Annotated in this window: 19 protein-coding genes and 1 pseudogene; 13 read left to right on the top strand and 7 right to left on the bottom strand. The window is 37.5% G+C overall.

Translation table 11 applies throughout. The features are described 5' to 3' along the window. The first annotated feature begins 1 nt into the window (after position 1). Genes FC89_RS07795 through FC89_RS07785 form a run of 3 tightly spaced genes read left to right on the top strand, consistent with a single transcriptional unit; the run spans position 2 to position 3,049 of the window. On the top strand, positions 2-1,027 hold the full coding sequence (locus FC89_RS07795) for an ABC transporter permease (RefSeq protein WP_057871996.1): 1,026 nt from the start codon (positions 2-4) through the stop codon (positions 1,025-1,027). Between the two features lie 9 nt (positions 1,028-1,036). Further along, positions 1,037-2,083 carry an ABC transporter ATP-binding protein gene (locus tag FC89_RS07790; protein ID WP_057871995.1) on the top strand — a complete coding sequence of 349 codons (1,047 nt, stop codon included), beginning with the start codon at positions 1,037-1,039 and terminating at the stop codon, positions 2,081-2,083. 12 nt (positions 2,084-2,095) lie between these two features. Then, the gene (locus tag FC89_RS07785; RefSeq protein ID WP_057871994.1) at positions 2,096-3,049 is read left to right on the top strand and encodes an ABC transporter ATP-binding protein; all 954 of its coding nucleotides are present in this window, start codon (positions 2,096-2,098) and stop codon (positions 3,047-3,049) included. Positions 3,050-3,233: 184 nt separating this feature from the next. Here FC89_RS07785 and FC89_RS07780 read toward each other — a convergent pair whose 3' ends face one another. From FC89_RS07780 to FC89_RS07770, 3 genes are all read right to left on the bottom strand, one after another. After that, positions 3,234-3,899, bottom strand: coding sequence for a histidine phosphatase family protein (locus FC89_RS07780; RefSeq protein ID WP_057871993.1), 666 nt, complete (start codon positions 3,897-3,899; stop codon positions 3,234-3,236). Between the two features lie 77 nt (positions 3,900-3,976). Then, positions 3,977-5,827 (bottom strand): cation:proton antiporter family protein, encoded by a 1,851-nt coding sequence (locus FC89_RS07775; RefSeq protein WP_057871992.1) that lies wholly within the window; start codon positions 5,825-5,827, stop codon positions 3,977-3,979. A gap of 178 nt (positions 5,828-6,005) precedes the next feature. Next, positions 6,006-6,644: a VTT domain-containing protein gene (locus FC89_RS07770; protein WP_057871991.1), complete on the bottom strand. Its 639-nt coding sequence runs from the start codon at positions 6,642-6,644 to the stop codon at positions 6,006-6,008. Between the two features lie 193 nt (positions 6,645-6,837). Between FC89_RS07770 and helD the strand changes: the two genes are divergently transcribed. The 4 genes from helD (at position 6,838) to FC89_RS07750 (ending at position 12,481) form a co-directional block, all read left to right on the top strand. Then, complete coding sequence (helD, locus tag FC89_RS07765; protein ID WP_057871990.1) at positions 6,838-9,141, top strand: RNA polymerase recycling motor HelD; 2,304 nt, start codon at positions 6,838-6,840, stop codon at positions 9,139-9,141. A gap of 69 nt (positions 9,142-9,210) precedes the next feature. Beyond that, positions 9,211-10,131: a type I pantothenate kinase gene (gene coaA / locus FC89_RS07760; protein ID WP_057871989.1), complete on the top strand. Its 921-nt coding sequence runs from the start codon at positions 9,211-9,213 to the stop codon at positions 10,129-10,131. Between the two features lie 109 nt (positions 10,132-10,240). Next, on the top strand, positions 10,241-11,788 hold the full coding sequence (gene guaA / locus FC89_RS07755; protein ID WP_057872251.1) for a glutamine-hydrolyzing GMP synthase: 1,548 nt from the start codon (positions 10,241-10,243) through the stop codon (positions 11,786-11,788). Positions 11,789-12,031: 243 nt separating this feature from the next. Beyond that, on the top strand, positions 12,032-12,481 hold the full coding sequence (locus FC89_RS07750; RefSeq protein ID WP_057871988.1) for a hypothetical protein: 450 nt from the start codon (positions 12,032-12,034) through the stop codon (positions 12,479-12,481). Positions 12,482-13,092: 611 nt separating this feature from the next. Here FC89_RS07750 and FC89_RS07740 read toward each other — a convergent pair. Continuing rightward, positions 13,093-14,703 carry an amino acid permease gene (locus FC89_RS07740; protein ID WP_057871987.1) on the bottom strand — a complete coding sequence of 537 codons (1,611 nt, stop codon included), beginning with the start codon at positions 14,701-14,703 and terminating at the stop codon, positions 13,093-13,095. 338 nt (positions 14,704-15,041) lie between these two features. On the opposite strand from FC89_RS07740, the gene FC89_RS07735 reads away from it, so the two are divergent. From FC89_RS07735 to FC89_RS07710, 6 genes are all read left to right on the top strand, one after another. Beyond that, on the top strand, positions 15,042-16,385 hold the full coding sequence (locus tag FC89_RS07735; RefSeq protein WP_057871986.1) for an aspartate aminotransferase family protein: 1,344 nt from the start codon (positions 15,042-15,044) through the stop codon (positions 16,383-16,385). A gap of 2 nt (positions 16,386-16,387) precedes the next feature. After that, a complete protein-coding gene (locus FC89_RS07730) occupies positions 16,388-17,389 on the top strand; it encodes a phosphotransferase enzyme family protein (RefSeq protein ID WP_057871985.1) in 1,002 nt (333 codons plus the stop codon). A 10-nt stretch (positions 17,390-17,399) separates the two neighbouring features. Next, positions 17,400-17,741, top strand: coding sequence for a P-II family nitrogen regulator (locus FC89_RS07725; protein ID WP_057871984.1), 342 nt, complete (start codon positions 17,400-17,402; stop codon positions 17,739-17,741). Between the two features lie 438 nt (positions 17,742-18,179). Next, the gene (locus tag FC89_RS07720; protein WP_057871983.1) at positions 18,180-19,823 is read left to right on the top strand and encodes a peptide ABC transporter substrate-binding protein; all 1,644 of its coding nucleotides are present in this window, start codon (positions 18,180-18,182) and stop codon (positions 19,821-19,823) included. A 21-nt stretch (positions 19,824-19,844) separates the two neighbouring features. Next, the gene (gene pepT, locus FC89_RS07715; protein ID WP_057871982.1) at positions 19,845-21,095 is read left to right on the top strand and encodes a peptidase T; all 1,251 of its coding nucleotides are present in this window, start codon (positions 19,845-19,847) and stop codon (positions 21,093-21,095) included. Positions 21,096-21,454: 359 nt separating this feature from the next. Next, on the top strand, positions 21,455-21,982 hold the full coding sequence (locus FC89_RS07710; RefSeq protein WP_057871981.1) for a TetR/AcrR family transcriptional regulator: 528 nt from the start codon (positions 21,455-21,457) through the stop codon (positions 21,980-21,982). A 96-nt stretch (positions 21,983-22,078) separates the two neighbouring features. Here the strand turns inward: FC89_RS07710 and FC89_RS07705 are convergent, their stop codons facing one another. The 3 genes and pseudogenes from FC89_RS07705 to FC89_RS12785 all read right to left on the bottom strand — a co-directional run. After that, the gene (locus FC89_RS07705; protein ID WP_057871980.1) at positions 22,079-22,267 is read right to left on the bottom strand and encodes a hypothetical protein; all 189 of its coding nucleotides are present in this window, start codon (positions 22,265-22,267) and stop codon (positions 22,079-22,081) included. Positions 22,268-22,286: 19 nt separating this feature from the next. Beyond that, complete coding sequence (locus FC89_RS07700; protein WP_057871979.1) at positions 22,287-24,056, bottom strand: oleate hydratase; 1,770 nt, start codon at positions 24,054-24,056, stop codon at positions 22,287-22,289. A gap of 190 nt (positions 24,057-24,246) precedes the next feature. Next, positions 24,247-24,433, bottom strand: a pseudogene (locus tag FC89_RS12785) (N-acetylmuramoyl-L-alanine amidase family protein); the annotation flags it as partial.

The following is a 24,433-nucleotide window of genomic DNA, read 5'->3' as shown; positions in this document are numbered from 1 at the left end:
AATGGAAGAAAAAATCAAGTTGAATTCAGATAGTTTTCAGCCACTAGCAAAAAGTGAATCACTGGATAATGAAAAAATTGCAGCCCCTTCACTGACATTTTTACAAGATGCATGGATGCGGCTCAAGAAAAATAAAGGTGCAGTTGTTTCGCTGTTTATTGTTTTGATTATGGTAGTGGTGGCTTTTGGCTCAACACCATTTATTGATCATAATTCATTAGTTAAATCAGCCCCTAAATATGCTAACTTACCTGCAAAAATACCGGGTGTATCAATTAATGGCTTCAACGGTAAATTAAAAGTTGCCGGTAAATGGGTCGACGAATACCGGCAAAATAATGTTCCCAAAGATAAATATTTCGTTTTGGGTACTGATTATTTGGGTCGGTCTTTAGCAGAGCGAATTATTTATGGAACTAAAATTTCATTGATCGTTGCTTTAGTAGCGACTTTCTTTGATCTGACGATTGGGGTCGCCTATGGGATAATTTCTGGTTGGAAAGGCGGGCGAGTCGATACGATCATGCAGCGGATTATTGAAATTATTTCGTCTGTTCCGAACTTAGTAATTGTTGTTTTGATGTTGCTGGTATTAAAACCAGGGATGACTTCAATTATTTGTGCGATTGCTATCTCAAGTTGGACGACAATGGCTCGGATGATTCGAGCCGAAACTCTGTCGCTGAAATCGCAGGAATATGTATTAGCGGCCCGAACTTTGGGGGAATCACCACTGAAAATTTCACTTAAACATCTGGTGCCTAACCTATCGAGTATTATTATTATTCAAACGATGTACACTATTCCGACAGCAATTTTCTTCGAGGCTTTCCTGAGTTTTATCGGAATTGGGATTAGTTCACCACAGACTTCTTTGGGTGTCTTGTTAAATGATGGTCAGAAAAACTTTCAATTCTTGCCATATCAAATGTGGTATCCGGCAATTGTCTTGTGTGTTTTGATGATAGCATTTAACTTACTGGGTGATGGTTTGCGTGACGCCTTTGATCCTAAGACGAGAAGGTAGGAGAACGATATGACTGAAAGAATTTTGGACGTTAAAAATTTACGAATTGATTTTCATACGTATGCTGGTGAAGTTAAAGCGATTCGCGATGTCAGCTTCCACTTAAATAAAGGCGAAACCTTGGCAATTGTTGGCGAGTCTGGGTCAGGAAAATCGGTTACGACCAAGAGCATTATGGGATTATTGGCAAATAATGCTAAAGTAGTTAGTGGCTCAATTTTGTATCATGATCAAGATTTGCTGAAAAAAAGCGAAAAAGAAATGCAAAATATTCGTGGCAAAGATATTGCGATGATTTTTCAGGATCCGATGACATCATTAGACCCAACAATGAAGATCGGCCAACAGATTGCTGAACCCTTGATTAAGCATAAACATTTAGATAAGAAAAAAGCTTGGCAGCAGGCGTTAGAAATTATGAAGTTGGTAGGAATCAACGATGCCGAAAAAAGAATTAATAATTATCCGCATCAATTTTCCGGTGGTCAGCGACAGCGGATTGTGATTGCTATCGCCTTGGTTTGTTATCCAGAAGTTTTGATTGCTGATGAACCGACGACCGCTTTGGACGTAACTATTCAAGCCCAGATTTTGGATTTAATGAAGGATTTGCAATCAAAAATTGAAACCTCGATTATTTTCATTACGCATGATTTGGGTGTGGTAGCCGGCATGGCTGATCGTGTTGCAGTAATGTATGCGGGAGAAATCATTGAATATGGGACAGTCGATGAGATTTTTTATAATCCACAGCATCCATATACTTGGGGACTCTTGAATTCAATGCCAACACTTTCTAGTACTAAATTAGAGGCTATTCCAGGGACACCACCGGATTTGTTGGATCCGCCAAAGGGTGATCCTTTTGCAGCGCGAAATCCGTTTGCGATGAAGATCGATGCTGAACAGAAGCCGCCTTTCTTTAAGGTATCAGAGACTCATTATGCGGCTACTTGGTTGTTACATCCCAATGCTCCCAAAGTTACACCGCCGGATGAAATAGTTCGTCGTTGGCAGCTTTATCGCAAAATGAATAATCAAACACAGGTGCACTAAGGAGAAGATCCCATGACAGGAAATCAAAAAAAGCTTTTGGAAGTCAAGCATTTAAAACAGTACTTTAATGTGGGTAAACCCAATGAAGTACGTGCAGTCGATGATATCAGTTTTGACATCTATGAGGGTGAGACTTTTGGTCTGGTAGGTGAATCTGGTTCAGGTAAGACGACAACCGGACGGAGTATTATTCATCTTTACAAACCGACTGCTGGGAAAATTATTTTTGAGGGAGAAGACATTAGTCAATTAAAGACGCGAAAAGATTTTTTGAAATTTCGTCGGCAAATGCAGATGATTTTTCAGGATCCGTATGCATCATTGAATCCCCGGATGAAAATTAAAGATATTGTTGCTGAAGGAATCGATATTCACCATTTAGCTAAAAGTGATCAAGAACGCAGTGAAATCGTTGAAAATCTGTTGGAAACAGTTGGTTTGAACAAAGACCATTCTAGTCGTTATCCACATGAATTTTCTGGTGGTCAGCGGCAGCGAATTGGAATAGCCCGCGCTTTAGCAGTTAAACCGAAATTCATCATTGCTGATGAACCGATATCAGCGCTTGATGTTTCAATTCAGGCACAGGTGGTCAATTTGCTAAAAGATTTACAAGAACAACAAGGATTGACTTACTTGTTTATCGCTCATGATCTTTCAATGGTCAAGTATATTTCAGATCGTATTGGCGTTATGCACTATGGAAGATTGCTGGAAGTTGGCCCGGCAGATGACGTTTATGAACATCCTCTGCATGATTATACAGCAAGCTTGATTTCAGCGGTGCCGGTTCCTGATCCGGAATTTGAACGAAAACGCCGGCAAATCGTCTATGATGCTAGTGAAGAAAAAGATGATCCGGCTCATCCCAAGAAGATGCATGAAATTGTTCCTGGTCGCTTTGTTCGCTGTTCGGAAGATGAAATTCCTAAATATCGGGCAAGAGCAAAAAAAGCACTGGCTTAAATGAATAGTTGATTATAAATGTTCCAATATTATAGTTGTCGGTTCCAAGCTGGAGGTTAACACTAGTTTGACTGGGACAATTTGGAGAAAAACGTTAGTTAGATATTAAGCATAATACAAAAAAGGGAATCCGTATTTTAACGGATTCCTTTTTTGTCGCAAGCAGAATTTGCAAGCGTGCTGATCAATATTCTTGATTGTCTAAATAGTGATTATAGTACAACACTTTGACTTGATCGTTGTCGATAACTAGTTTAGTTACAGAACCATTGATCGGCCCTTGTGAAATAATATCAATTTCTGGGGCAAAATGATGAACAATACTGCGAATAGTAGTCCCATGACTGACCACTAAGACCTGGTCGCCATCAGTTTGATTTTTTCGCAAAATATTAAAACCGGCGTTCAGTCGCTGCCAGAATTCCTGATCATTTTCGGCTAATTGGAAAGGATCAACTTCCTTCAAAAAGTCCCGTGACTCTTCAATTGAATATTTTGAAATTAATTCTTGATAGGTAGTTGTTTTATGACGTGCTCCGGCAATCAACCAGGTCTGACCTGAATCCCCACCTTCGAAATATCCGTAGCCTTGTTCTCGAAAATTCATCGAGGTTTGTGGTTTTGGTGTTGAATATTGATTGGCTGCAATAATTTGTTCGCAGGTTCGTTGCGTACGAGTGGTGTCGCTGTGATAGACACCAGCAAATTTAACTGCTTTTAAATGCTGGCCAGCTTTTTTAGCATCTTGAATTCCTCTTGGGGTCAATGGTGAATCACTCCAACCCTGCATCCGTTGGAAATAATTAAACATTGTCTGACCATGGCGGACGAAATAAACTGTAAATGACATAAGTTTCCTCCTAAATAATATAACTCATACGTTTAGTATACCGTTAAGCGGCTGAATGAAAAACCCGCTATAGCAAATTACTCATTCATTTTTTCAATTATTTGCCGAATTTGCGGAACATCTGCTGATTTTCCCATAAAGATGATGTGATCATTGAGTTTTAACCGAGTATCACCATGCGGAGCGATTGAAGTACCATCTCGAAAAATTCTACTGATAGTTATATGCTCAATGAAAGAGAGGTCTTTAATTTGTTTATAGGCAAGACGCTGATTTCGTACGACAACTTCAAAAACTCGTGATTCATTAGCCATTAAAATTTGCAGAGTCGAGGGCGTTTCAATTAATGAACGCAAAACACTGATATTAACATCAGCAGAATTAAAATATTCAATACTGGCTGCTGATAATTTCTGGCCAAGATCACTCATAATATCACGATTTTCAAATCGCGTAATCACTCGTTTTACGCCGTATTTTTTAGCGGCTAAAGCTAATTGATAATTTAGCTGATAGTCACGGTAGCCAAGGACCAAAATATCAGTATCAAAAACCTGTCCTTGAATCAAGTGATCAACTGCCAAGTCAGGTAATAATTTAACTGCAGTTTTTGAATTATAAGTTTGAAAATTATCTAGACGATCGGTATATAAGTGGACATTATACCATTGATCTAATTGTTGTGCGGTTGACACTGTCAAAATGTTGGCGCCAATGAAATTAACTTTGATTTTTTTGGTGTCTTCAGGCTCGGCAACAAACAGGTGGTTGAAACATAGCGGGCCCACTAAGCAGGTTAGAATTGCGGCGAGTAAAAATTCACCTGACTGTTCACTGTTAATTGCCTGAACTTCACGGGCAACTTGTAGTACAGCTAAAACTAAGGTAATTGTAGTTGCTGATAGCAAACTGCCGGCAAAGGCATTTTTAGTTTGAAAATAATGTTTCAACACAAAAAAGGCTAGGCTTTTAGCTAGTAAAAACCCTAAAAAGAACAACGGAATTAAAATTAAAACAGTTGGGTCCTTAAGCAGACTGGGAATATTCAATTTAACACCAGTTAAGATGAAAAAAATCGGAATTAGAAAACCGTAGCCGATGGCATCTAATTTTTCTCGAGTTGATGTCTCCGGTTCTAAAAGTTTGATTACAATTCCAGCAATGAAAGCTCCAAGAATACTTTCAGCACCGACTTGTTTTGCCAAAAAAGCCAGGGTAAAAATAATAAAGAAAGCTAAGCGAATATCTAACTGAGTAGTTGCTTTATTGATTCGTTGGAAGAAATTAAAAAAAGACCGAAATTGTTTGAATAAAATAGCGGCGGCTACAAAGAGAATACCGATCAGCCAAAGTTGATTGATACGATGGTCGTAGATTGATGCAAAAACGGTTAATGACAGCATCGGCACAACTTCTCCTAGAACAGCAATTAAAAGAATCGTTTGACCAAACCGACTGCTGAGCAATTCCTTTTCTTTTAAAGCGGCAATGACAACGCCAAGAGCAATTGTTGAAAACAAAATGGTGGCTAACCAGAAATTAGTGTATAAACCGCTGAGACTAAAAGCTAGGGCCAAAGCAGCCGATGTTAGCAGAACTACTGTATAGGCAGCAGCCGCTAATTTGAATGGCGAATATTGCGGTAAGTTAGCAGCTGCCTTACGTTCCAAAGGAGTTTGCGACTGATTATTGCGAAAAAGACTGAAATCAATTTCCATTCCGCTGAGAAACAACAGTAAAATAACGCCAAGATCAGCTAAAAAGTTGAGCGTGGGATCAATTTTAATGATGTTTAGCAGACTTTTGCCTAATAAGATTCCAACGACAATTTCAGCCACAGCAGTCGGAACGATCGAAATCTTTAATTTAGCCAACAATAAAGGCGTTGCAAACGCCGCTAATGTAACAATTATTAATGAATAACTCATGATTTGCTCCTTAATCGAAATAACCATGCCTATAATTTAACGGTCAAACCTAATTATACTTGCTATGAGTGAGATGAAAAGAAAAAGCTGAGCGGCAGTTACCTTATGAAAGTTATCAGTAATAATTTTCATAAGGTAACCGATCTCAGCTATCAGCGATATTGATAAACAAAATGAATTAGCCGGCTAAACGACGTATTAGACGATAAATTGCCATACATGCACCTGGAACGACTCCAAGAACAAAAATAGCAATAAAGATTACGGGGAAATGCTGCTGCACAAACGATAATTGTCCGAAGAAATATCCGAGTGACGAACCTAAAACGACCCAAATCAAAACACCAAGGAAATTGTAAACGCTGAAACGTTTGTAGTCCATACCGGCACTCCCGGAGATTAACGGAATAAAGGTTCTAATCAATGGAACAAAGCGACCGAACATTACTGTTTTTCCACCATGTTTTTCAAAAAAATAATGTGCTCGTTGAAAACGTGGATTATCCAGTAATCGGTGGAAGAACTTCAGTCGGTGTAAATTACGGCCGATTTCATAGTTAACTGTGTCGCCAATCAAGGCAGCGAAGAAAAAGACCGGAACCAGTACCCGAATATCAAGCGAAGAACCGGTAACAGCTGCAATTGTGCTGGCAAAGAAAATTAAAGATTCTCCTGGCAGAAACGCAAAAACAACTAGACCAGTTTCCATGAAGATCAAGACAAACAAGGCGATGTAGATCCAGTTGCCCAACACCTCAATCAGTGGATTGAGGTAGAGGTAGATGTGTGAAAAGAAAAACCAAAATTGACTAATCAAGATGTCACTTCCCCTCATGGTATTATTACAAAATATTTTAACCGAAAATCATCATAACTTCCAGTCATCGAGTCCAATATTTACGGTTTTTTTACTTATTGTGAGTAATTGATGCGCGCAGCGGCAATTATTGAGCCGCTTAGTAATCGGTGTTAGAATAGTATAACTAAGAATTTGGCAACGGAGGCAAAAAATGGCAGCAGATATTAAGCATCAAGAACAGCAGCACATGGATCAAGTTGTGGCTAAAATTAAGCTTGCTGAAAAACAAAATCAACAAAAAATTACCCAAGTTAAGCACGATACCCACCAGTTGCAGCAAGATTTTCCGCATAATCTGCGGCTAAAGACGGAAACCTATACCGGTATGATGGAAACGGCTTTGACCGTTCGCCAACAGCAGCAATTATTAACCGAGCGTGAAAACGATTGGCAGCATGCACAACGGCGATTGGATATTTTAGCTAAGATGGAAAAGAAACCGTACTTTGCGCGAATAGACTTTCAAGAAACAGCTGGCAGTAAAGTTGAAACAATTTATATCGGTTTGGGCTCTTTTGCTGATCGACCAGATAATTTTTTAGTGTATGATTGGCGAGCACCAATTTCCAGTATTTATTATGAAGGCCACTTAGGAAAAGTTAGTTATCAGACCCCAGCTGGTATGCAGACGGTTGATGTAACCTTGAAACGACAATTCTTGGTTGAAAATGGTAAGATTTTGACGGTATTTGATACTGATGAAACAGTCGGTGACCAGATGTTGTTGGAAGTATTGGGTGAAAATGCCGATACTAAAATGAAAAGTATTGTAACAACAATTCAGCAAGAACAGAATCAAATTATTCGTGATACCAAAGCTAAATTGTTGTTTGTTCAAGGTGCTGCCGGTTCCGGTAAAACTTCAGCTGTCTTGCAACGAGCGGCTTTTTTGCTCTATCGTTTTCGTGGCAGTTTGACTTCCAGTCAATTGGTACTGTTTTCACCAAATCAATTGTTTAATGATTACATTGCTCAAGTTTTGCCGGACTTAGGTGAGCAGCGAATGGTACAGCTCACCTATTATCAATATACGCAACATCGTTTACCAAAATTCAAAGTTGAAACTTTGCAGGAAAGATTTGAGCGTCGTTTGAATCCATCAGAGACAGTTGTTAACCGGTTAAAGAGCAGTCTGGCTTTTCATCAGGCGACATTGGCATATGCAACTTATTTGGAAAAACAGGGGATGGCTTTTCGAAATATTACCGCTGGCGATCAGGTGATTTTTAGTAAAGAACAAATTGCGCAGATCTACTATAGTTTTAATGAAAACTATCATTTGCGTAATCGGTTGGATGCAACTAAAGAACGCTTGTTAAAACGCTTGGCACGTAAAATAAATCGTGCGGCTGTTTCTGATAAAATACAAAAGCAATTGCAGGATGCTTCAGCTGAACAATTAGCAGCTTTGTATGGTGATCATCCACGCAACTTTCAAAATGCTGATCAAGAATTGAAATTTTTAGGCCAGCAATTAGTAATTCGGTCATTTCGTCAAGTACAAAAACAAATTAAACGAAATCACTTCATTAATATTACTGCTCAATACTATCGCTTTTTGAAAAGTCTGCCGCAGTTATTGAATTTAAAACAAGCTGGCTTGACCGCAGCTGATTGGCAGGACGCAATTGTGGCTTTTGAAAAACGGACAAAACAGCAATATTTATTGCTGGAAGATGCGACCCCATATTTGCAACTATACGATCTAATTACCGGTAAACGCGGTGATACAGAAATCAAGCAAGTCTTTATTGACGAAATTCAGGATTATACACCGTATCAGTTGGCCTTTTTACAACAGAATTTTCCGCGGGCTCATTTTACACTATTGGGCGATTTGAATCAGGCAATATTCACTAAAAAAGCCAGCTATACGTTACTAAATGAATTGGGCAAGTTATTTCCAGCTGAACAGACGAAAGTAGTCCAGCTAACAAAGTCATATCGTTCAACCAGACAAATTACAGTATTCTCACGGCAACTGCTGCTAAATGGTGCAGCAATTGAGCCGTTTGATCGTGATGGTGAATTGCCGGTAGTCTATACCGCCGCTGTGCCAAAACGGTTATTAGAACAAGCTGTTAAACAACTGAAGTCCAATCAGCAGGCGGGACTGACAACTGCGATTATTTGCCGAACTTTGGCACAATGCCGGCAGTTGACCAAAGAATTGAAGCAATCAGGCCAAACAGTCACTTTGATAAAAACAGAAAATCAACGTTTGGCAGCCGGAACGATTGTTGTCCCAGCTTTCCTGGCGAAAGGATTGGAATTTGATGCAGTAATCGTCTGGAATGCTGACGCACAAGAATACGCGCAAGCAGATCAGCGGCAGTTGATTTATACAATTTGTTCCCGAGCAATGCATCGGCTGACAATTATGGCAAAAGATAAGTTGTCACCGTTGTTTGACCGGGTCGCTACTGATGCGTATCGCTTGATTTGCCTTGATTGAAAAAGCTTTCACATGGTTCAATTAAAATGGTATAATAGCGATAATCTTATTATTTTCGAGGCTGATTTCATGGATAACCTGATGAATTTTTACAAGATTCCACGAGATGAGTGGAAAAATTATTATCGCAAACATATTGTTCCGCTTAATGATAGTGAACTTAATGAAATTCGGTCAGTTAATGACCGGATTTCATTGACTGATGTCCAAGAAATTTATACTCCGCTAGTCCATTTGCTGGGGATTCATTTGCATTCACGCCAACAGCTATTGGATAGGCAGGCAGAATTTTTGGGGATCAAACCACATCGAGTACCATTTATCTTGGGAATTGCCGGCAGTGTAGCTGTTGGAAAAAGTACAATTGCTCGTTTGCTGCAGTTGATGCTGCAAGACATTTATTCAACCAAACGGGTTCAGTTAATTACAACGGATGGTTTTATTTATCCGAATCAAGAATTAAAGCGGCGACATTTGCTGGAGCGCAAGGGTTTTCCCGAAAGCTATGATATGCAGCGGCTGTTGACGTTTACCAATGATGTTAAAAATGGGTTACCGGTCAAAGCACCAGTATATTCGCATAAAACTTATGACGTTTTAGAGAATCAATACGAATTGGTAGATGATCCTGATATTTTAATTGTTGAGGGAATCAATGTTTTACAATTACCAAGCAATCAGCAGCTGTATGTAAGTGATTTTTTTGATTTTTCAATTTATGTGGATGCACAAGAAGAATTGATTAAACATTGGTACATGCAGCGATTTGAGATGCTGCTGGATACTGCATTTCAAGATCCAACAAATTATTATTATCCGTATGCGATCGGCAATCGCCAAGCGGCTTTAAAAATGGCACAAGAGGTCTGGCAGCACGTTAATCGGCCTAATTTGCATAGTTATATCCTGCCGACCCGCAGTCGGGCAGATTTGATTTTGCGTAAGACGACAGATCATTTAGTAAACGAACTATTTTTACGAAAATATTGAATTCGTCAAGAAAAAGAGTTCAAATCAATTTGACCCAGCTGGTTTCAATCGGTAAAATAGCCATGTAAGTTTAAAAAAATATTTAATGAGGTGAACATGCTTGACTAAAATGGAAATGCAGGACTTTGACAAGATCATTGTGTTGGATTTTGGCAGCCAATACAATCAGTTAATTACCCGCCGAATTCGTGAATTCGGGATTTATTCGGAATTACTGTCGCATAAATTAAGTGCTGCTGAAATCAAAGCTATGAAGCCTAAGGGAATTATTTTTTCCGGTGGTCCGAACAGTGTTTATGATCAAGGTGCCTTCCAAGTTGATCCAGAAATTTTTAAATTAGGAATTCCAATTTTGGGAATCTGTTACGGCATGCAGCTGATGGCGCATGAGTTAACAGGCGGCAAGGTTGAAAGTGCTGCTAATAAAGAATACGGCAAAGCTGTTATTCAAGTTAAGGATGTTCAGGCAAAATTATTCCGTGACCTGCCGGAGCGACAAACGGTTTGGATGAGTCATGGCGACTTGGTAACTCAGGTTCCAGCTGGTTTTAAAGTTTTGGCTACCAGTGAAAATTGCCCAATTTCAGCTATGGCTGATGATCAGCGCAAGTTTTATGGCATTCAATTTCATGCTGAGGTCCGTAACACTGAATATGGCAACGACATTTTACGGCATTTTGCCTTTGATATTTGTCAGGCACGCGATAATTGGTCAATGGATGATTTTATTGAATTGCAGATTGAAAAAATTCGCGAGACCGTTGGTAATAAAAAAGTTCTATTAGGTCTGTCCGGTGGTGTTGATTCATCAGTTGTCGGTGTTTTGCTGCATAAAGCGATCGGCAAACAATTGACCAGTATCTTTGTTGATCACGGTCTGTTGCGCAAGGGCGAAGTTGAACAGGTAATGGACAGCCTAAAAGGCAAATTTGGCTTGAATATCATTCAAGTTGATGCCCAAGAACGTTTTATGAAGAAATTAACCGGTGTAGCTGATCCGGAAAAGAAACGTAAAATTATTGGTAATGAGTTTATTCGGGTTTTTGATGATGAAGCAGCTAAGCTAGATGGCATCGACTTCTTAGCACAAGGAACTCTTTATACTGATGTCATTGAATCAGGCACTGATACTGCGCAAAAGATTAAGTCGCATCATAATGTCGGCGGATTGCCAGATGATGTCCAATTCCAGCTGATTGAACCTTTACGAACTTTATTTAAAGATGAGGTTCGAGAGTTAGGTGAACGTTTGGGAATGCCGTCAGCTTTGGTTTGGCGCCAACCATTCCCAGGACCTGGTTTAGGAATTCGGGTTATTGGTGAGATTACGGAAGAAAAACTGCAAATTGTCCGTGATAGTGATTATATTCTGCGTGATGAAATTGCTAAACACGGTCTGGAGCGTGAAATCTGGCAGTACTTTACTGTTTTGCCGGGAATCCGCAGTGTTGGGGTCATGGGTGATGGCCGGACGTATGATTATACAGTCGGTATTCGAGCAGTTACCTCAATTGATGGGATGACCGCTGACTTTGCCCAGATACCGTGGGATGTGCTGCAGGAAATCTCTGTCCGAATTGTTGACGAAGTGGCACATGTTAATCGAGTAGTTTATGATATTACTTCGAAGCCGCCGGCAACAATTGAGTGGGAATAAAGTGCAGGTGTGAAGTGAAAAATTTGATTTAACGATATTTCAGATGAAATGAAATGGGTTAAATAGTTGATTTCCTATCAAAACAAAGAGCCGTATATTCGAAACAGATTGCTTGGAATACGGCTCTTTTTGTGTGGCGTGATTTACTTATCACTAAAATATACTAAAGTTTCCATTAGTTTGCATCATAGAAAATTGAATCCGCTTCATTTACCATGGTAGAATTTTAAAGGGGACGTTAACATGAATACAACATTTTTTGCTGAAAAAGAAATAGAAGTATCTAGCTTTTCTGCGTGGACAGCATTAACTGAAATGTCTAATTGGCTAACTAAATTGCACTCTATTTCCATGATTGATTATGATAAAAAGCATTCATTTTTTGTTGAAGGAAGAGAATATAAAGTATTGACACCAGAAAAAATCACAATGACTAGTCAACTTGTTAAAATAAACGAGAAACAAATGACTGTGACTATCCAAGCACATTTTTTTATGCTCCACTCTCAGTTAGTCTGTAAAGTCATTCCCTTAAATGCTACAAAATGTTTAATCACTAGAAAACAAGAATACTTAGGTTTAGTAGGTAAAATTTTTGCAACACTATTTAAAAAAAGAGAAGGTAATGAAACAAATGAGTACTTAATGGAATGGGAAAGGTATGCAATCAGTTCTCTATTGAATGACTGTTAATTCTCATACTTATTTTTAACAATAAATAATTATAAACAATTTTTTCTACTTGAGTGTTTCTCGTTGTTCGTGATAGAGCACCTTATTAGGCAAGACATATGTCCGAAGGTAACTTATATAATCCTTTAAAAAATGATTGGACGCAAGTTGGTTTACAAGGGTGCGAAAAAATGGAAAAAATCGTTAATCCAACTAAGGCACGGACAAATTTATTTTCACTGATCAAAAATGATAATAGAGACTCTACACCAGTGATTATTGCAGGAGCTGACGATAGGCAATGCTTATGAAAAAATATCTTTTAATTTAAATTTATTTAGTGAATAAGTTTATGGCAAATGTGCACACCAGTAGGGCTTCAATGGATTCAGGTGGGAAGAAAGATTATGGAATTGATGCTAGTTATAAATCAGAACATAGGGCTCAAGCAACATAGGTAGTGGATATAAAGCATGACAATTTCATACCAATTTCAATAATTTTTCATACCTAAAAAAGAATGGTACCTGACTTTTCGATTTAAATGACTGAATTTAATCGAAAGAACAGATACCATTTTTTAAAATTTACTTTTATAGGTAGCACCCAATAAAACATTCTTGTTGATGCTATTACTTTTCTTGTTGATGATTTGTTACCACATTTACCTTTGTAGATCTATCAATAGTAAGTTGTTTATTCAATTTTTCATAGGAACCTAATTTTGGCCCCTTGAAGGCATGCTTAGCATATAGATTGAAATAAATGGTTAGTAATATTATAGCACCGAGCATAATTTTTCCTGTGGCATAGTGAATTAATAGGTGGGATGTTAATTGAACATCTGTTGGAGATAAAATCATAATGATGATTAAAATAACGACCCAGAGGCATGCAATGAAACTAACTAAATTGCTCCATTTCCCAAGATTCCAAGGACCATCATTTTTTGAAGTCCAGACTCCATGAACTTTAGCCTTAAGTTTTAAAAAGATTGGAATAATGTATGATCCATATAGACCAATAACACTCATTGTACCGATAACTGCATAAACTCCATCTGAGATTCCTGAAAGAAACGCGATTATAGCTACTAACCAAATTGCGACTGCCGGTGTGTGAAACTTAGGTGAAACTCTTTTTAAGAAATGAGAAAAAGGTAGACCTCCATCTCGACTAAAAGCATAGACCATTCTTGAGGATGAAGTGATGGATGAACAACCACAGAACCACATAGCGACTGTTACTAACCAAAGTATAAAATTGCTAAAACGAGAACCAACTGCTTGTCTAATTGCGACGATAAATGCATTGTTACCAGCATTTGCAACGGCAGTAGGATCTTTAATTGAAATAGTTACCAAAACTAGGAGCAAGTAACCGAATATACCTGAAATTGCTACTGACATAAATACTCCCCAAGGGGCTCTTACACGGGGATTAATTGTTTCTTCACTGGTATGTGCAGAAGCATCATAGCCAGTTAAAGTCCACTGTGCCTGTAGTAAGCCGATCATAAAGGCCCACCAGTAGGGGGTACTGTTACTTGTTTGCGTTGAAAAAGTAGTAAATACATATGAAATCGGGTGTGCTGGACCAATCAATGTTAAAACAATAACACTTAGTAAAACTCCTACTAAGTGGTAGATTGCGGAGATAGAATTTAGTTTTGATACTAGATCAATACCCATGTGATTTAAAAAAGCATGACTAATGAGAATTACAAAATATGTTAATAAAAATTGTAACTTTGATGGATTTTGGAAAATTAAATTTGATGCAAAAGTTGCACATCCATAATCAATTCCGGCAACTATCGTAACCTGACCAATAATATTTAACCAACCTGTAAACCATCCCCAAGTCGATCCACCCAAAATTGAAGCCCAATGATAGATAGCTCCTGAAGTTGGGATTGAGGAAGTTAATTCTGCCATTGCGGCTGCCACGAATAAAACTAATAAAGTTACCAAAGGCCAGCCGACACCCATCATAGCTGGTCCACCTTGAGAAAAACCATAACCATAATAAGAAACAGCTCCAGTTAAAATAGAAATTATTGAAAAGGAAACTGCAAAATTTGAAAAACCGCCCATATCTCTGATTAATTCTTGTTTATAACCGAAAGATTTAACGGTAGCACTTTTAGTGTCATATTTATTGACATTGAAATTAGCTATTTTAATGATACTTACCATAACTATAATTGTCAAAATCAATATGAATAACCCGAAAATTAACATTAAACCAACTCCAAATATTTTTAAAGAGAACGATAGCACTGTAAGGGTTAAAGTCAAATATCATTGTGATTCTTACTTTATAAAAGCAAACGTTTTCGAGGAAAAATTCTTAGTATTCTTAATTTTTTTGGTCTTTTTTTTAGCTTTTAAGTATTTAATGCTTACTTTTTATTAGATTTTACTTGTTTTATTAAAATTTGATTTAGGATGTTTGTTCGTAATTTAATAATTCGTGTTATATTATATAACGTGTTACATCTTTGGTAAGTATTAATCAAGCTGGTTTTGATTTTTGGGATGATTATTAAGAAATTAATTTTTGATAGAGGGGTAAATATATGACAACTAATTCAACAATTATGGATTCGAATAGTTTCAATATGGCAGATATTGATAAGCTGCCGCCAAAACTAAAAGCGATGGTTAAACGTCGTAAAATATTAGGTGGGTCCTATAGGCTTTTCTATAAAGAACCTCTAGATTTTGAAGAAGGACATGGTACAAAACTTTACACGCCTGATGGAACAGAATATTTAGATGCTTATAACAACATTCCTTCTTTGGGACATTCACGACGAGAAATTCAAGAAGCTGTATCTAAACAATTAAACAAGATTAATACACATACTAGGTATTTAAACCAAAACATTCTGAATTACGCCGAAGATTTACTTGCAACTTTTCCTAAAGAATTAAATCGTGTCATGTTCATGTTGTCAGGATCAGAAGCAAATGATTTAGCTGTTCGTGTTGCTAAAGCAGCAACTGGTGGCGAGGGTATAATTGTTACGGCGGAAGCCTATCATGGTAATACGGCTTTAGTTACTGGCTTATCACCTGCTATTGGCTCGGATGTGCCTATGGATATCTCCATGAGGATGATACCTACACCGGATACTTATCGGCTGGGTACAGATGATATCGGTAATTGGATGGCCGCACAAGTAGAAAAACAAATTGCCGATATGCAACGACACGGGATTAAATTTGCCGGTATTATGCTAGATTCGATTTTTTCTTCTGATGGAATTTTCCCTGGTAAAAAAGGATTATTAAAACCAGTTATTGATATGGTACATAAACATGGAGGCGTATATATTGCTGATGAAGTTCAACCAGGATTTGGTCGTACAGGCGAAACGTTCTGGGGTTTTCAAAGGCATGGAATTGTGCCGGATCTGGTAACGATGGGAAAACCAATGGCTAATGGTATTGCTTGCTCGGCTCTAGTTGCTAAATCAGATCTGCTTAAAGAATTCAGTAAAAATACACCGTATTTCAACACCTTTGCAGGGTCACCAGTAGCCATGGCGGCAGCACAGGCAACGCTGGACACTATGAAAAAAGATAATACACAAAAGAATTCACTGGATCGTGGGAAAGAATTAGCTTCCAAATTAAGAGATTTGGCAAAAAAATATCCAGTTTTAGGTGATGTTCGCGGAGTCGGATTGTATATCGGAGTAGATATTGTAAAACCTGGAACAAAAGAGGCAGATTACAATTACGCTGTGAGATTAATTGAAACTATGCGGGAAAATCATGTTTTATTGTCGCTTTGCGGACCACATGGAAATGTGTTGAAAATAAGACCACCGTTGGTTTTCAGTAAAGAAGATGTTATTCGGTTTGTCGATATGTTAGAAAAATCGTTAGATGAAATGGAAAATAAAAAGGAGTAGCAATGGGAGCTTTCGACAATATTCAAATTTTTCACGAAGTAGCCAATGAAGCTTTCAAAAAGTATGAGTTTTCTGAGGCAACAAAAATTAAGTTTTTAACATTAAGTGAAAACGCCACTTATTTGGTTTATAATGCCAAAACTAATAAAAAAATAGGATTTTTACGAGTAGGAAGGCCGAATTACCATACACATGAAGAGTATGAGGCTGAAGTTGCTTGGCTGCACGAAATAAATAACTATACGCCGTTGCAGGTAGCAAATCCGATTTATGCCAAAGATGGTAGTTATATTCAAGATATTAAAGGTTCTGATGACAATATATACTACACTTTAATTACAGAGGCTTTGGAAGGTGAGCCCTTAGATGAAAATGATACTGAACATATTGTTGACCAATATGAAATGTTGGGCGAAATTACTGCTTATCTTCACAAACAAACTCAAATGTGGAATAAAACCTCAAAATTGAATCGCTGGGCGTGGGACTATGATAATATCATTGGAAAAACCGCTAAGTGGGGACATTGGCAAGATTATGAAGGATTCTCAGATAAAGACAAGATAGTTTTAACACAGTGTGATGAAATTATTCAAAAACGTCTTTTGCGTTACGGTAAAACCAAAGAAAATTGGGGATTAATTCATGCAGATTTACGTCAATCAAATGTCCTTATAGACAAAAATAAAAAAATAAAGGTTATTGATTTTGATGATGCTGGCTTTGGTTGGTATTTGCAAGACTTGGCGGCATCGATCTCATTTATTGAACATAAATCTATAGCACCTGACTTAATAAATGGTTGGTTGCGTGGATACAAAAAAGTTATGCCTTTTTCAGATGAAAGTTTTGCGGAAATTGATACGTTTATTATGTTACGTCGGCTCCAAATGTCTGCATGGTTAGAAACACATTCAGATTCAGATCCTGCAAAGAATTTTAAAATCGGCTGGGTTGAAGGGACAATGATGTTAGCAAAAAGATATCTCAGAATTTTTGGATAAGGGGTATAAAATGAAAGAATTAGAATTCATTATAAATAGTCAAAAACTTGAATTATTAAAACGAATACTAAATAAAAATGGTAAATATGGCGCAACGTTCGATTTTGTCATGGGATATGGTCATCAACAAGGGCATGGTCAGATTTATACACGTGACGATAATCAAGCAACTAATTTATTGCCTAAAGTTAGTATAAGAACTGTTGTACCCGATGAAATTGTTGCTGGGCTGATCAATGATGTAACAAATGAGCTTTCAGATGGTTCATTTGGTGATGGGAAAATTTTTGTTCGAACTATCGATGATTCAATCCAAATTAGAACAAAGTCTCACGGAATTGATGCACTATAACTTACTTTATTGTAGAAAATAAGTAATGCTATTTGTATTTTTAGCATCATTGTTTTGATGTTCTATAAAATTCTAACAATAAAATTAAATAAAAATTATAGTTGACATAAATTGCCAAATGAAATTATAATGTGGTTATTATAATATATCTGACTTTGAAAAGATGAGTAGTGATTGATTTTCATTCACAGAGAGCCTGCAAAGCTGTAAACAGGTATGAAAATTTTTGGCGAATATGGTCTTTGAGTTATTGGAAAGTGAGTTTTTGCGAACTTTCCATGGGTTGCCCATTATAGCACACGAGTATGTTAGTACTTAGTGAGGATAAGATTGTGAGATCTTATTAAATTTTGGGTGGTATCACGAAGATTTTCGTCCCTTTTGAGCTTTGGCTCAGGAGGGACTTTTTTTGTTTTCAAGTCAAAAGGGGGATTTCAGATGAAAGGTTTCAAGAAGGCTCTACTGGCAGCTGCAGCAACAGCGTTTTTATTAGCAGGATGTGGTACTAAAACTAGTTCAACTCAATCAAGTGGGAAATACGCGGCAAAGCAAACACTTAATTGGACCGAGAGCTCAACTTTAGCGACGGCTGATTTGGCGAAAGCAACCGATACTTTAAGTTTTAATGTGTTGTTGAATACGCAAGAGGGTTTGTATCGACTTGACAAAAATGGAACACCTGAAAAAGCTCTAGCAACTAAGACCAAAGTTACAAATGGGGGTAAAACTTATACTTTTGATCTGCGGGAAAATGCTAAGTGGTCAAATGGAGAACCGGTTACCGCACAAAATTTTGTTTATTCATGGCAACGCACAGTAAATCCTAAAACAGCGGCGCAAGATGCATTTTATTTATATCAAGTTAAAAATGCTCAAGAGATTAATAGCGGTAAACAGCCTTTGAGTTCGTTAGGAATCAAAGCCTTAGGCAAATATAAGCTGCAAGTACAATTAACCAAACCGGTCAGTTATTTTAAAAAGCTGCTTTCTTGGCCGTTATTCTTCCCTTTAAATAAAACGGCAGTTGAAAAATATGGGATGAAGTATGGCACACAAGCTCGTTATACGGTTTCTGATGGACCGTTTAAATTAACAAAATGGACAGGAACTAATAAGAAATGGACCTTGGTAAAAAATAACAGCTATTGGGACAAGCAACATGTTCATTTGCAAAAAATTAATGAGCTGGTAACGGAAAGTACGACCACAAGTTATGAATTATATGGCAATAAAAAAGTTGACGAAACTTTGTTAAGTGGCCAACAGGTAAAGAATAATCTTAATAACAAGGATTTTGTTAAACGACTACCAACAGCCACCACTAGACTAGACTTAAATCAAAATAAGGTAGCAGCTTTTAAAAATTTGAATATTAGACGGGCAATTTCTTTAGCAATTGATCGGCAGGCTTTAACGAAAGATGTTTTGGAGGATGGCTCAACACCTTTAAAGGGCTTTGTACCATCAGGGATGGGAAATAATCCAACGACTAAGCAGCCATTTTATCAGGAAGCTTATGTTAAAAACGCGGTTGCCTACAATTTAAAAACAGCTAAGCAGTTATTAAATAAAGGGTACAAACAAACCAATACTAAAGAACTTAAATTTACAATTTTGACTACAGATACTGACAGCAGCAAACAAGCAGTTGAGTATTTGCAAAGTGCACTTGAGAAATTGCCGGGTGTTTCGGTTAATGTCTCAACGATTCCGTTTGTTCAATTAATTGCCAAACAACAAGCAGGAGATTATCAAGCTTCAATTAAAACTTGGCAATCAGTTTTCGCTGATCCGATCAATTTTTTGGATATCTATGAAAGTAATTCGTCATACAATAATTCAGGTTGGAAAAATCAAAAATTTGATGAATTGTTAAATGAAGCTGAAAATACTTATGGAAATCAGCCAGCCAAACGGTGGCAAAAATTGGTAGCAGCAGAAAAAGTGTTAATGGATCAGCAGGGAACAATTCCGTTGTATCAAGTTGCTAAATCACAACTGGTGCGTTCAAATGTCAAAAATGTGATTTATAATCCAGCAGGAGTTCCTTATGACTGGAAAGACACTTATATTGCTAAATAGTCAGCTAAGAAGGTGCTAAATTTGACTGAAAATTATCAAGATTTCATCGAAAAATTATTTATTAAGTACGCCAAAGTTAATACGCGTTCGGATGAAAAAAGCCAAGCGATTCCAACCACACCGGGACAAGTTGAGCTGGCTAAAATAGTTTTTCAAGATTTAAAAAAATTAGGAGTTAAAGACGTTGTTTATGATCCTCAAGACGGCTATGTGGTGGCTTCTTTACCCGCTAATATTTCAACAGCTACTGTGCCGATTGGTTTTATTGCTCATTTAGATACGGCAGATTTTCCTGCTGCAAATGTCCAACCGCAAGTGCATGAAAATTATGATGGGCAAGATGTTGTTTTAAATAAATCCCCAGAAATTGTGTTGCGGGTTAGTGAGTTTCCCGATTTAAAAAACTACCGTGGGCAAAGATTAATTACCAGTGATGGGACAACCCTGCTAGGAGTTGATGACAAAGCCGGTATTGCCAGTATTTTGACAGCTATTAAATATTTGTTGGAACATCCAGCAATTAAACACGGTCCGGTCAGTTTTGCGTTTGGACCGGATGAAGAAATCGGTCGTGGCGCTAAGCTGTTTGACGTTAGCAAATTCAAAGTTAAGTTTGCTTATACGCTAGACAATGGCTTGCCTGGTCAGTTAGAGGATGAAACCTTTAATGCTGCCCAAGCTAAAATCAAAATTCACGGCACCTCCGTTCACCCAGGCAATGCTTTTGGTTTAATGGTTAATGCGGTAACTCTGGCTAATCAAATTGTTTCAGCCTTACCAGCTGCTGAAGTACCAGAAAAAAGTCGGGCGCGGCAAGGATTCTTTTTAGTGACCGAGTTTAAAGCAACGATTGCTCAAGCAGACTTAAATATAATTATTCGTGATTTTGATCATCAAAAATTTATTGCTAAGAAAAATTTGTTGCAACAGCTTGTTGCTGATTTAAATCAGCAATTTGACCGTCCCAGAATTGAACTGGAACTTAAAGACCAATATTTCAATATTGGCGATGTGATTCATCAACATCCATATATTACGGATCTAGTCTTAGCTGTTTATCAAAAATTAGGTTTGAATATCCAAGTTCATCCTTTCCGTGGGGGAACTGATGGCAACTTTTTGACGGCTAAAGGAATTCCCACCCCAAATTTATTCAACGGTGGTGAAAATTTTCACGGACCGTATGAATTCGTAACCACCGAAGCAATGTTAATTACCAGTAAGACGGTGGTTGAAATCATCAAAGAACATTTACAGCATCATTTAAAATGATCATTGTTTTTAATTGTTAGACAGAATTAGCAAAACGCCTGCTAATTCTGTTTTTTTAGGCTTGAAAAAAAATAGTAGGTGAATTAATTTTTGATTTGATTAAAAACATAAAGCCTTGTTGTAAAGAATGTTTATTTATATGACGGAGCAGTAACAGATATGTCATTTTATGATGAATGCCACGGGATGTCTTTCCATGTTTATCGCAAAGCTTAACTGAATCAAGTAGAAACATCAAAATTAGTGATATAATTTTGATGTTTTTTTTACATAAAGCAGTTTAAAGTTTGCAATGATGTATAATTAGAATTAATTAACCGCAAAAATTAGATTGATTCATTAATTGGGAGACAGTAACTATGGACAAAAGGATCGAACGAACACAGGCTAAAGCAGAAAAAGCTTTATTTGAATTGATGCAAAACAAGAATTTCTCTGAAATCTCAATTACGGATATTGCTAATCAAGCTGCAATTTCGCGAATGGCTTTTTACCGTAATTATGCCAGCAAAGAAGATATTTTGAATAAGTTTATCCAAAAAGAGTACGATCGTTTTGTAGCTGATATTACCAGTCATCATTTAGAGCGCTTGGATCAGTTGTTGGAGGTTTATTTTGGCTACTTTAAAGCTAATCCGGAAGTCTTATCAGCAATTGTCAATGCTTCAATTGAAGGACTGGCTTTAGAAAAACAAAGTGCATACCTGCTTGATTTTTTTGAAACCAGAGTTAAAAATCAACAACCAGCGCCATTGGCAGTAGCTTACTATTCAGGAGCGATTTTTGCCAGTTTGCTTTATTGGCGAAAAACAAATTATCGGTGCCCAACGACTGAACTTTCCACTCATTTGGCAGAAAAAATAAAAAAAGATTTACTGCAAAATTGATAAATAAATACCCTCTAAATTGGAAGATTCCAACTATAGAGGGTATTTTAATTTTGGAATATAATAATGTGTTCCGTTTTTGGGCTGGTTTATAATTTACAGTCCGTGACCGGAAGTTTGAGTTTCTCGCAAGTAAACTGGTTCATTTTCAGCTATTTTAGTTTGCTGAGAGCAGCAATGATGCTGATGATGACAGCAATGGTGGTGCTTTTTGCTTAAATGATGAGTGATGACAGCTCCGGCAGCAAGAGCAGCAGGTATTAATAGCAGATATTTTTTATTCATTTTAGTTCCTCCTCAAACTTTAAAGCAGTTTTTCAGCTTTGAAGATTTCCTCAAGATAAGTGCCGTGAATTTTTTTCAAAAAGGCATTCAAACCGACTTTTTCAACTTGATTCAACGGTAATTCTGCTAAGCGCTTCTTATCATTCAGATAATATAAAGCACTTAAAATAGTTCGTAAGTCAAAAGCTGAATCAAAGACTTCCGGAACACCACGATCAACATCTAACAGCTGATAAACAGCTTCCATGGCAGTTCTAACGGAATATTCAGTTGTAAAAACGGTGTCGCGTTTAGTTTCAGCAAAGTTTCCGATAAATGCCAGATTTTGTGAACCTTTTGGAACGACTAGTGGTCGATCGCCAGCTTGGCGCGACATGAAATATGAAGTAATGTATGGCATATGAATCGGAATCGAATTAGCAGCTTGAGCAATTTCAGCAATTTGGTTTTCTGGGACACCGATATGATAGAGAAACTCTTCGCAAATTTCTTGACCGTTGCAGTCAGCAATCTTTTTGTGAATGTAATTTCCCGGCTGGTCTGAGAAGAGACCATACAACCAAACGATTAATTCATTGGATTTTTGCTGTTGAAAATGTGGTTGCCGGCTAATCGAAATACCTAACAACCAGTTTGAATCCCTGATGGAGACTGGTCCGCTGGTAACAATAGAACCGCTTCGTGGATCTTTACCGGTAATTTTTTGGATATATGGAATAATACGATCATCGCTAAAAGTACAGGTAGCCGACATTGTCCAGTTAGCTTCAGGAATATCTTGATAAAATTTGGCTGGTTGCCCAAAAGTCGGATCTTGGGCTGCCAGTTTTTCCCATAGTTCCCAACTGGCACCGATTGGGTGAGTTTGCGGCGCGGGATGTTCGTTGTCACCGTAAGTAGTGCTTTCAGTAATTGAACCATTTGTAACGAAGACCAGATCATCAGTAGTCAAATCTAAGGTCTGTTTTTCATTTTTAACGGTTAATTCAATTTTAACAGCTTGTTTTTGGGTATCATTTTGCTTAACAACAATATTATTAACAACAGTATTGTATTGGAATTTAACGCCATGATCTTGGAGATACTTGATCAACGGTTTGACTAATGATTCATATTGATTATATTTTGTGAATTTAAGAGCTGACATATTTTGCAGAGTACCAACATGGTGAACGAAACGAAGCAGATAACGGCGCATTTCCATTGCACTGGCCCATGGCTCAAAAGCGAACATGGTCGACCAATAGAGCCAGAAATTTGATTTAAAGAAATCGCTGCCAAAAACTTCGTTGATTTTAACATTATCAAGTTGACTTTCAGAGGTCAGTACTAATTTGGCAATTTCTTCAATAGCTTGGCGTGAAAGGGTTAATTGTCCGTCACTGGCTAGTTTATTGCCGCGTTTTTCAATTACTCGGGTTTGTGAGTTGCTCGGGTCAGCCTTATTTAGCCAATAAAATTCATCAAGGACAGAAACATCTGCATTTTCCAAAGTCGGAATTGAACGAAAGAGATCCCAAAGAGTTTCAAAGTGAGGTTCCATTTCACGTCCGCCGCGAATAATGTAACCACGTTGTTCATTTAAAATTCCATCCATGCTGCCACCGGGAAGATCAAGTTCTTCGAAAACATGGATCTGATTTCCAGGAACTTGGCCGTCGCGGACTAAAAATGCAGCTGCAGCTAAACCAGCTAGACCGGATCCAACAATATAGGCTGACTTCTTTGCGGCATCTGCTGGTTTTTTAGGCCGAGCAAATGCTTCATAATTACCATTACTATAGTACATGAAGATCCCTCCTTATTAACAAAAACAGCGAAATTAGTTACAATTGTAACTAATTAAAGTATAAATCACTTATTAAATTTATTCAATCAAAATTATTTTTAAAATTTGTTTAAGCTTTTTGCCTGATTTGTGTATAAAAAAAGCTTTTTGAACTAGTTGATCAGTTCAAAAAGCTTATGAATAATTAATATTATTGTCTAGCACCAGTTACGCGATTAAAATGATAAACTCGACCATTGATTCGCTCGGTACCATATTGCATTTGCCCTTGGCTATTGTAATAAACGGTTTTATGCTGGTTAGCGATAGATTGAAATCCCGTCTTCATAGCTCCGGTAACATTGTCAAATAAATACCAGTGGCCATTCAGCTTTTGC

The organism is Liquorilactobacillus ghanensis DSM 18630, assembly GCF_001435235.1.
Taxonomy (GTDB): Bacteria; Bacillota; Bacilli; order Lactobacillales; family Lactobacillaceae; genus Liquorilactobacillus; species Liquorilactobacillus ghanensis.
The sequence above is the reverse complement of the archived record's forward strand: the minus strand, read 5'-3'. Positions and strand labels throughout refer to the sequence as shown.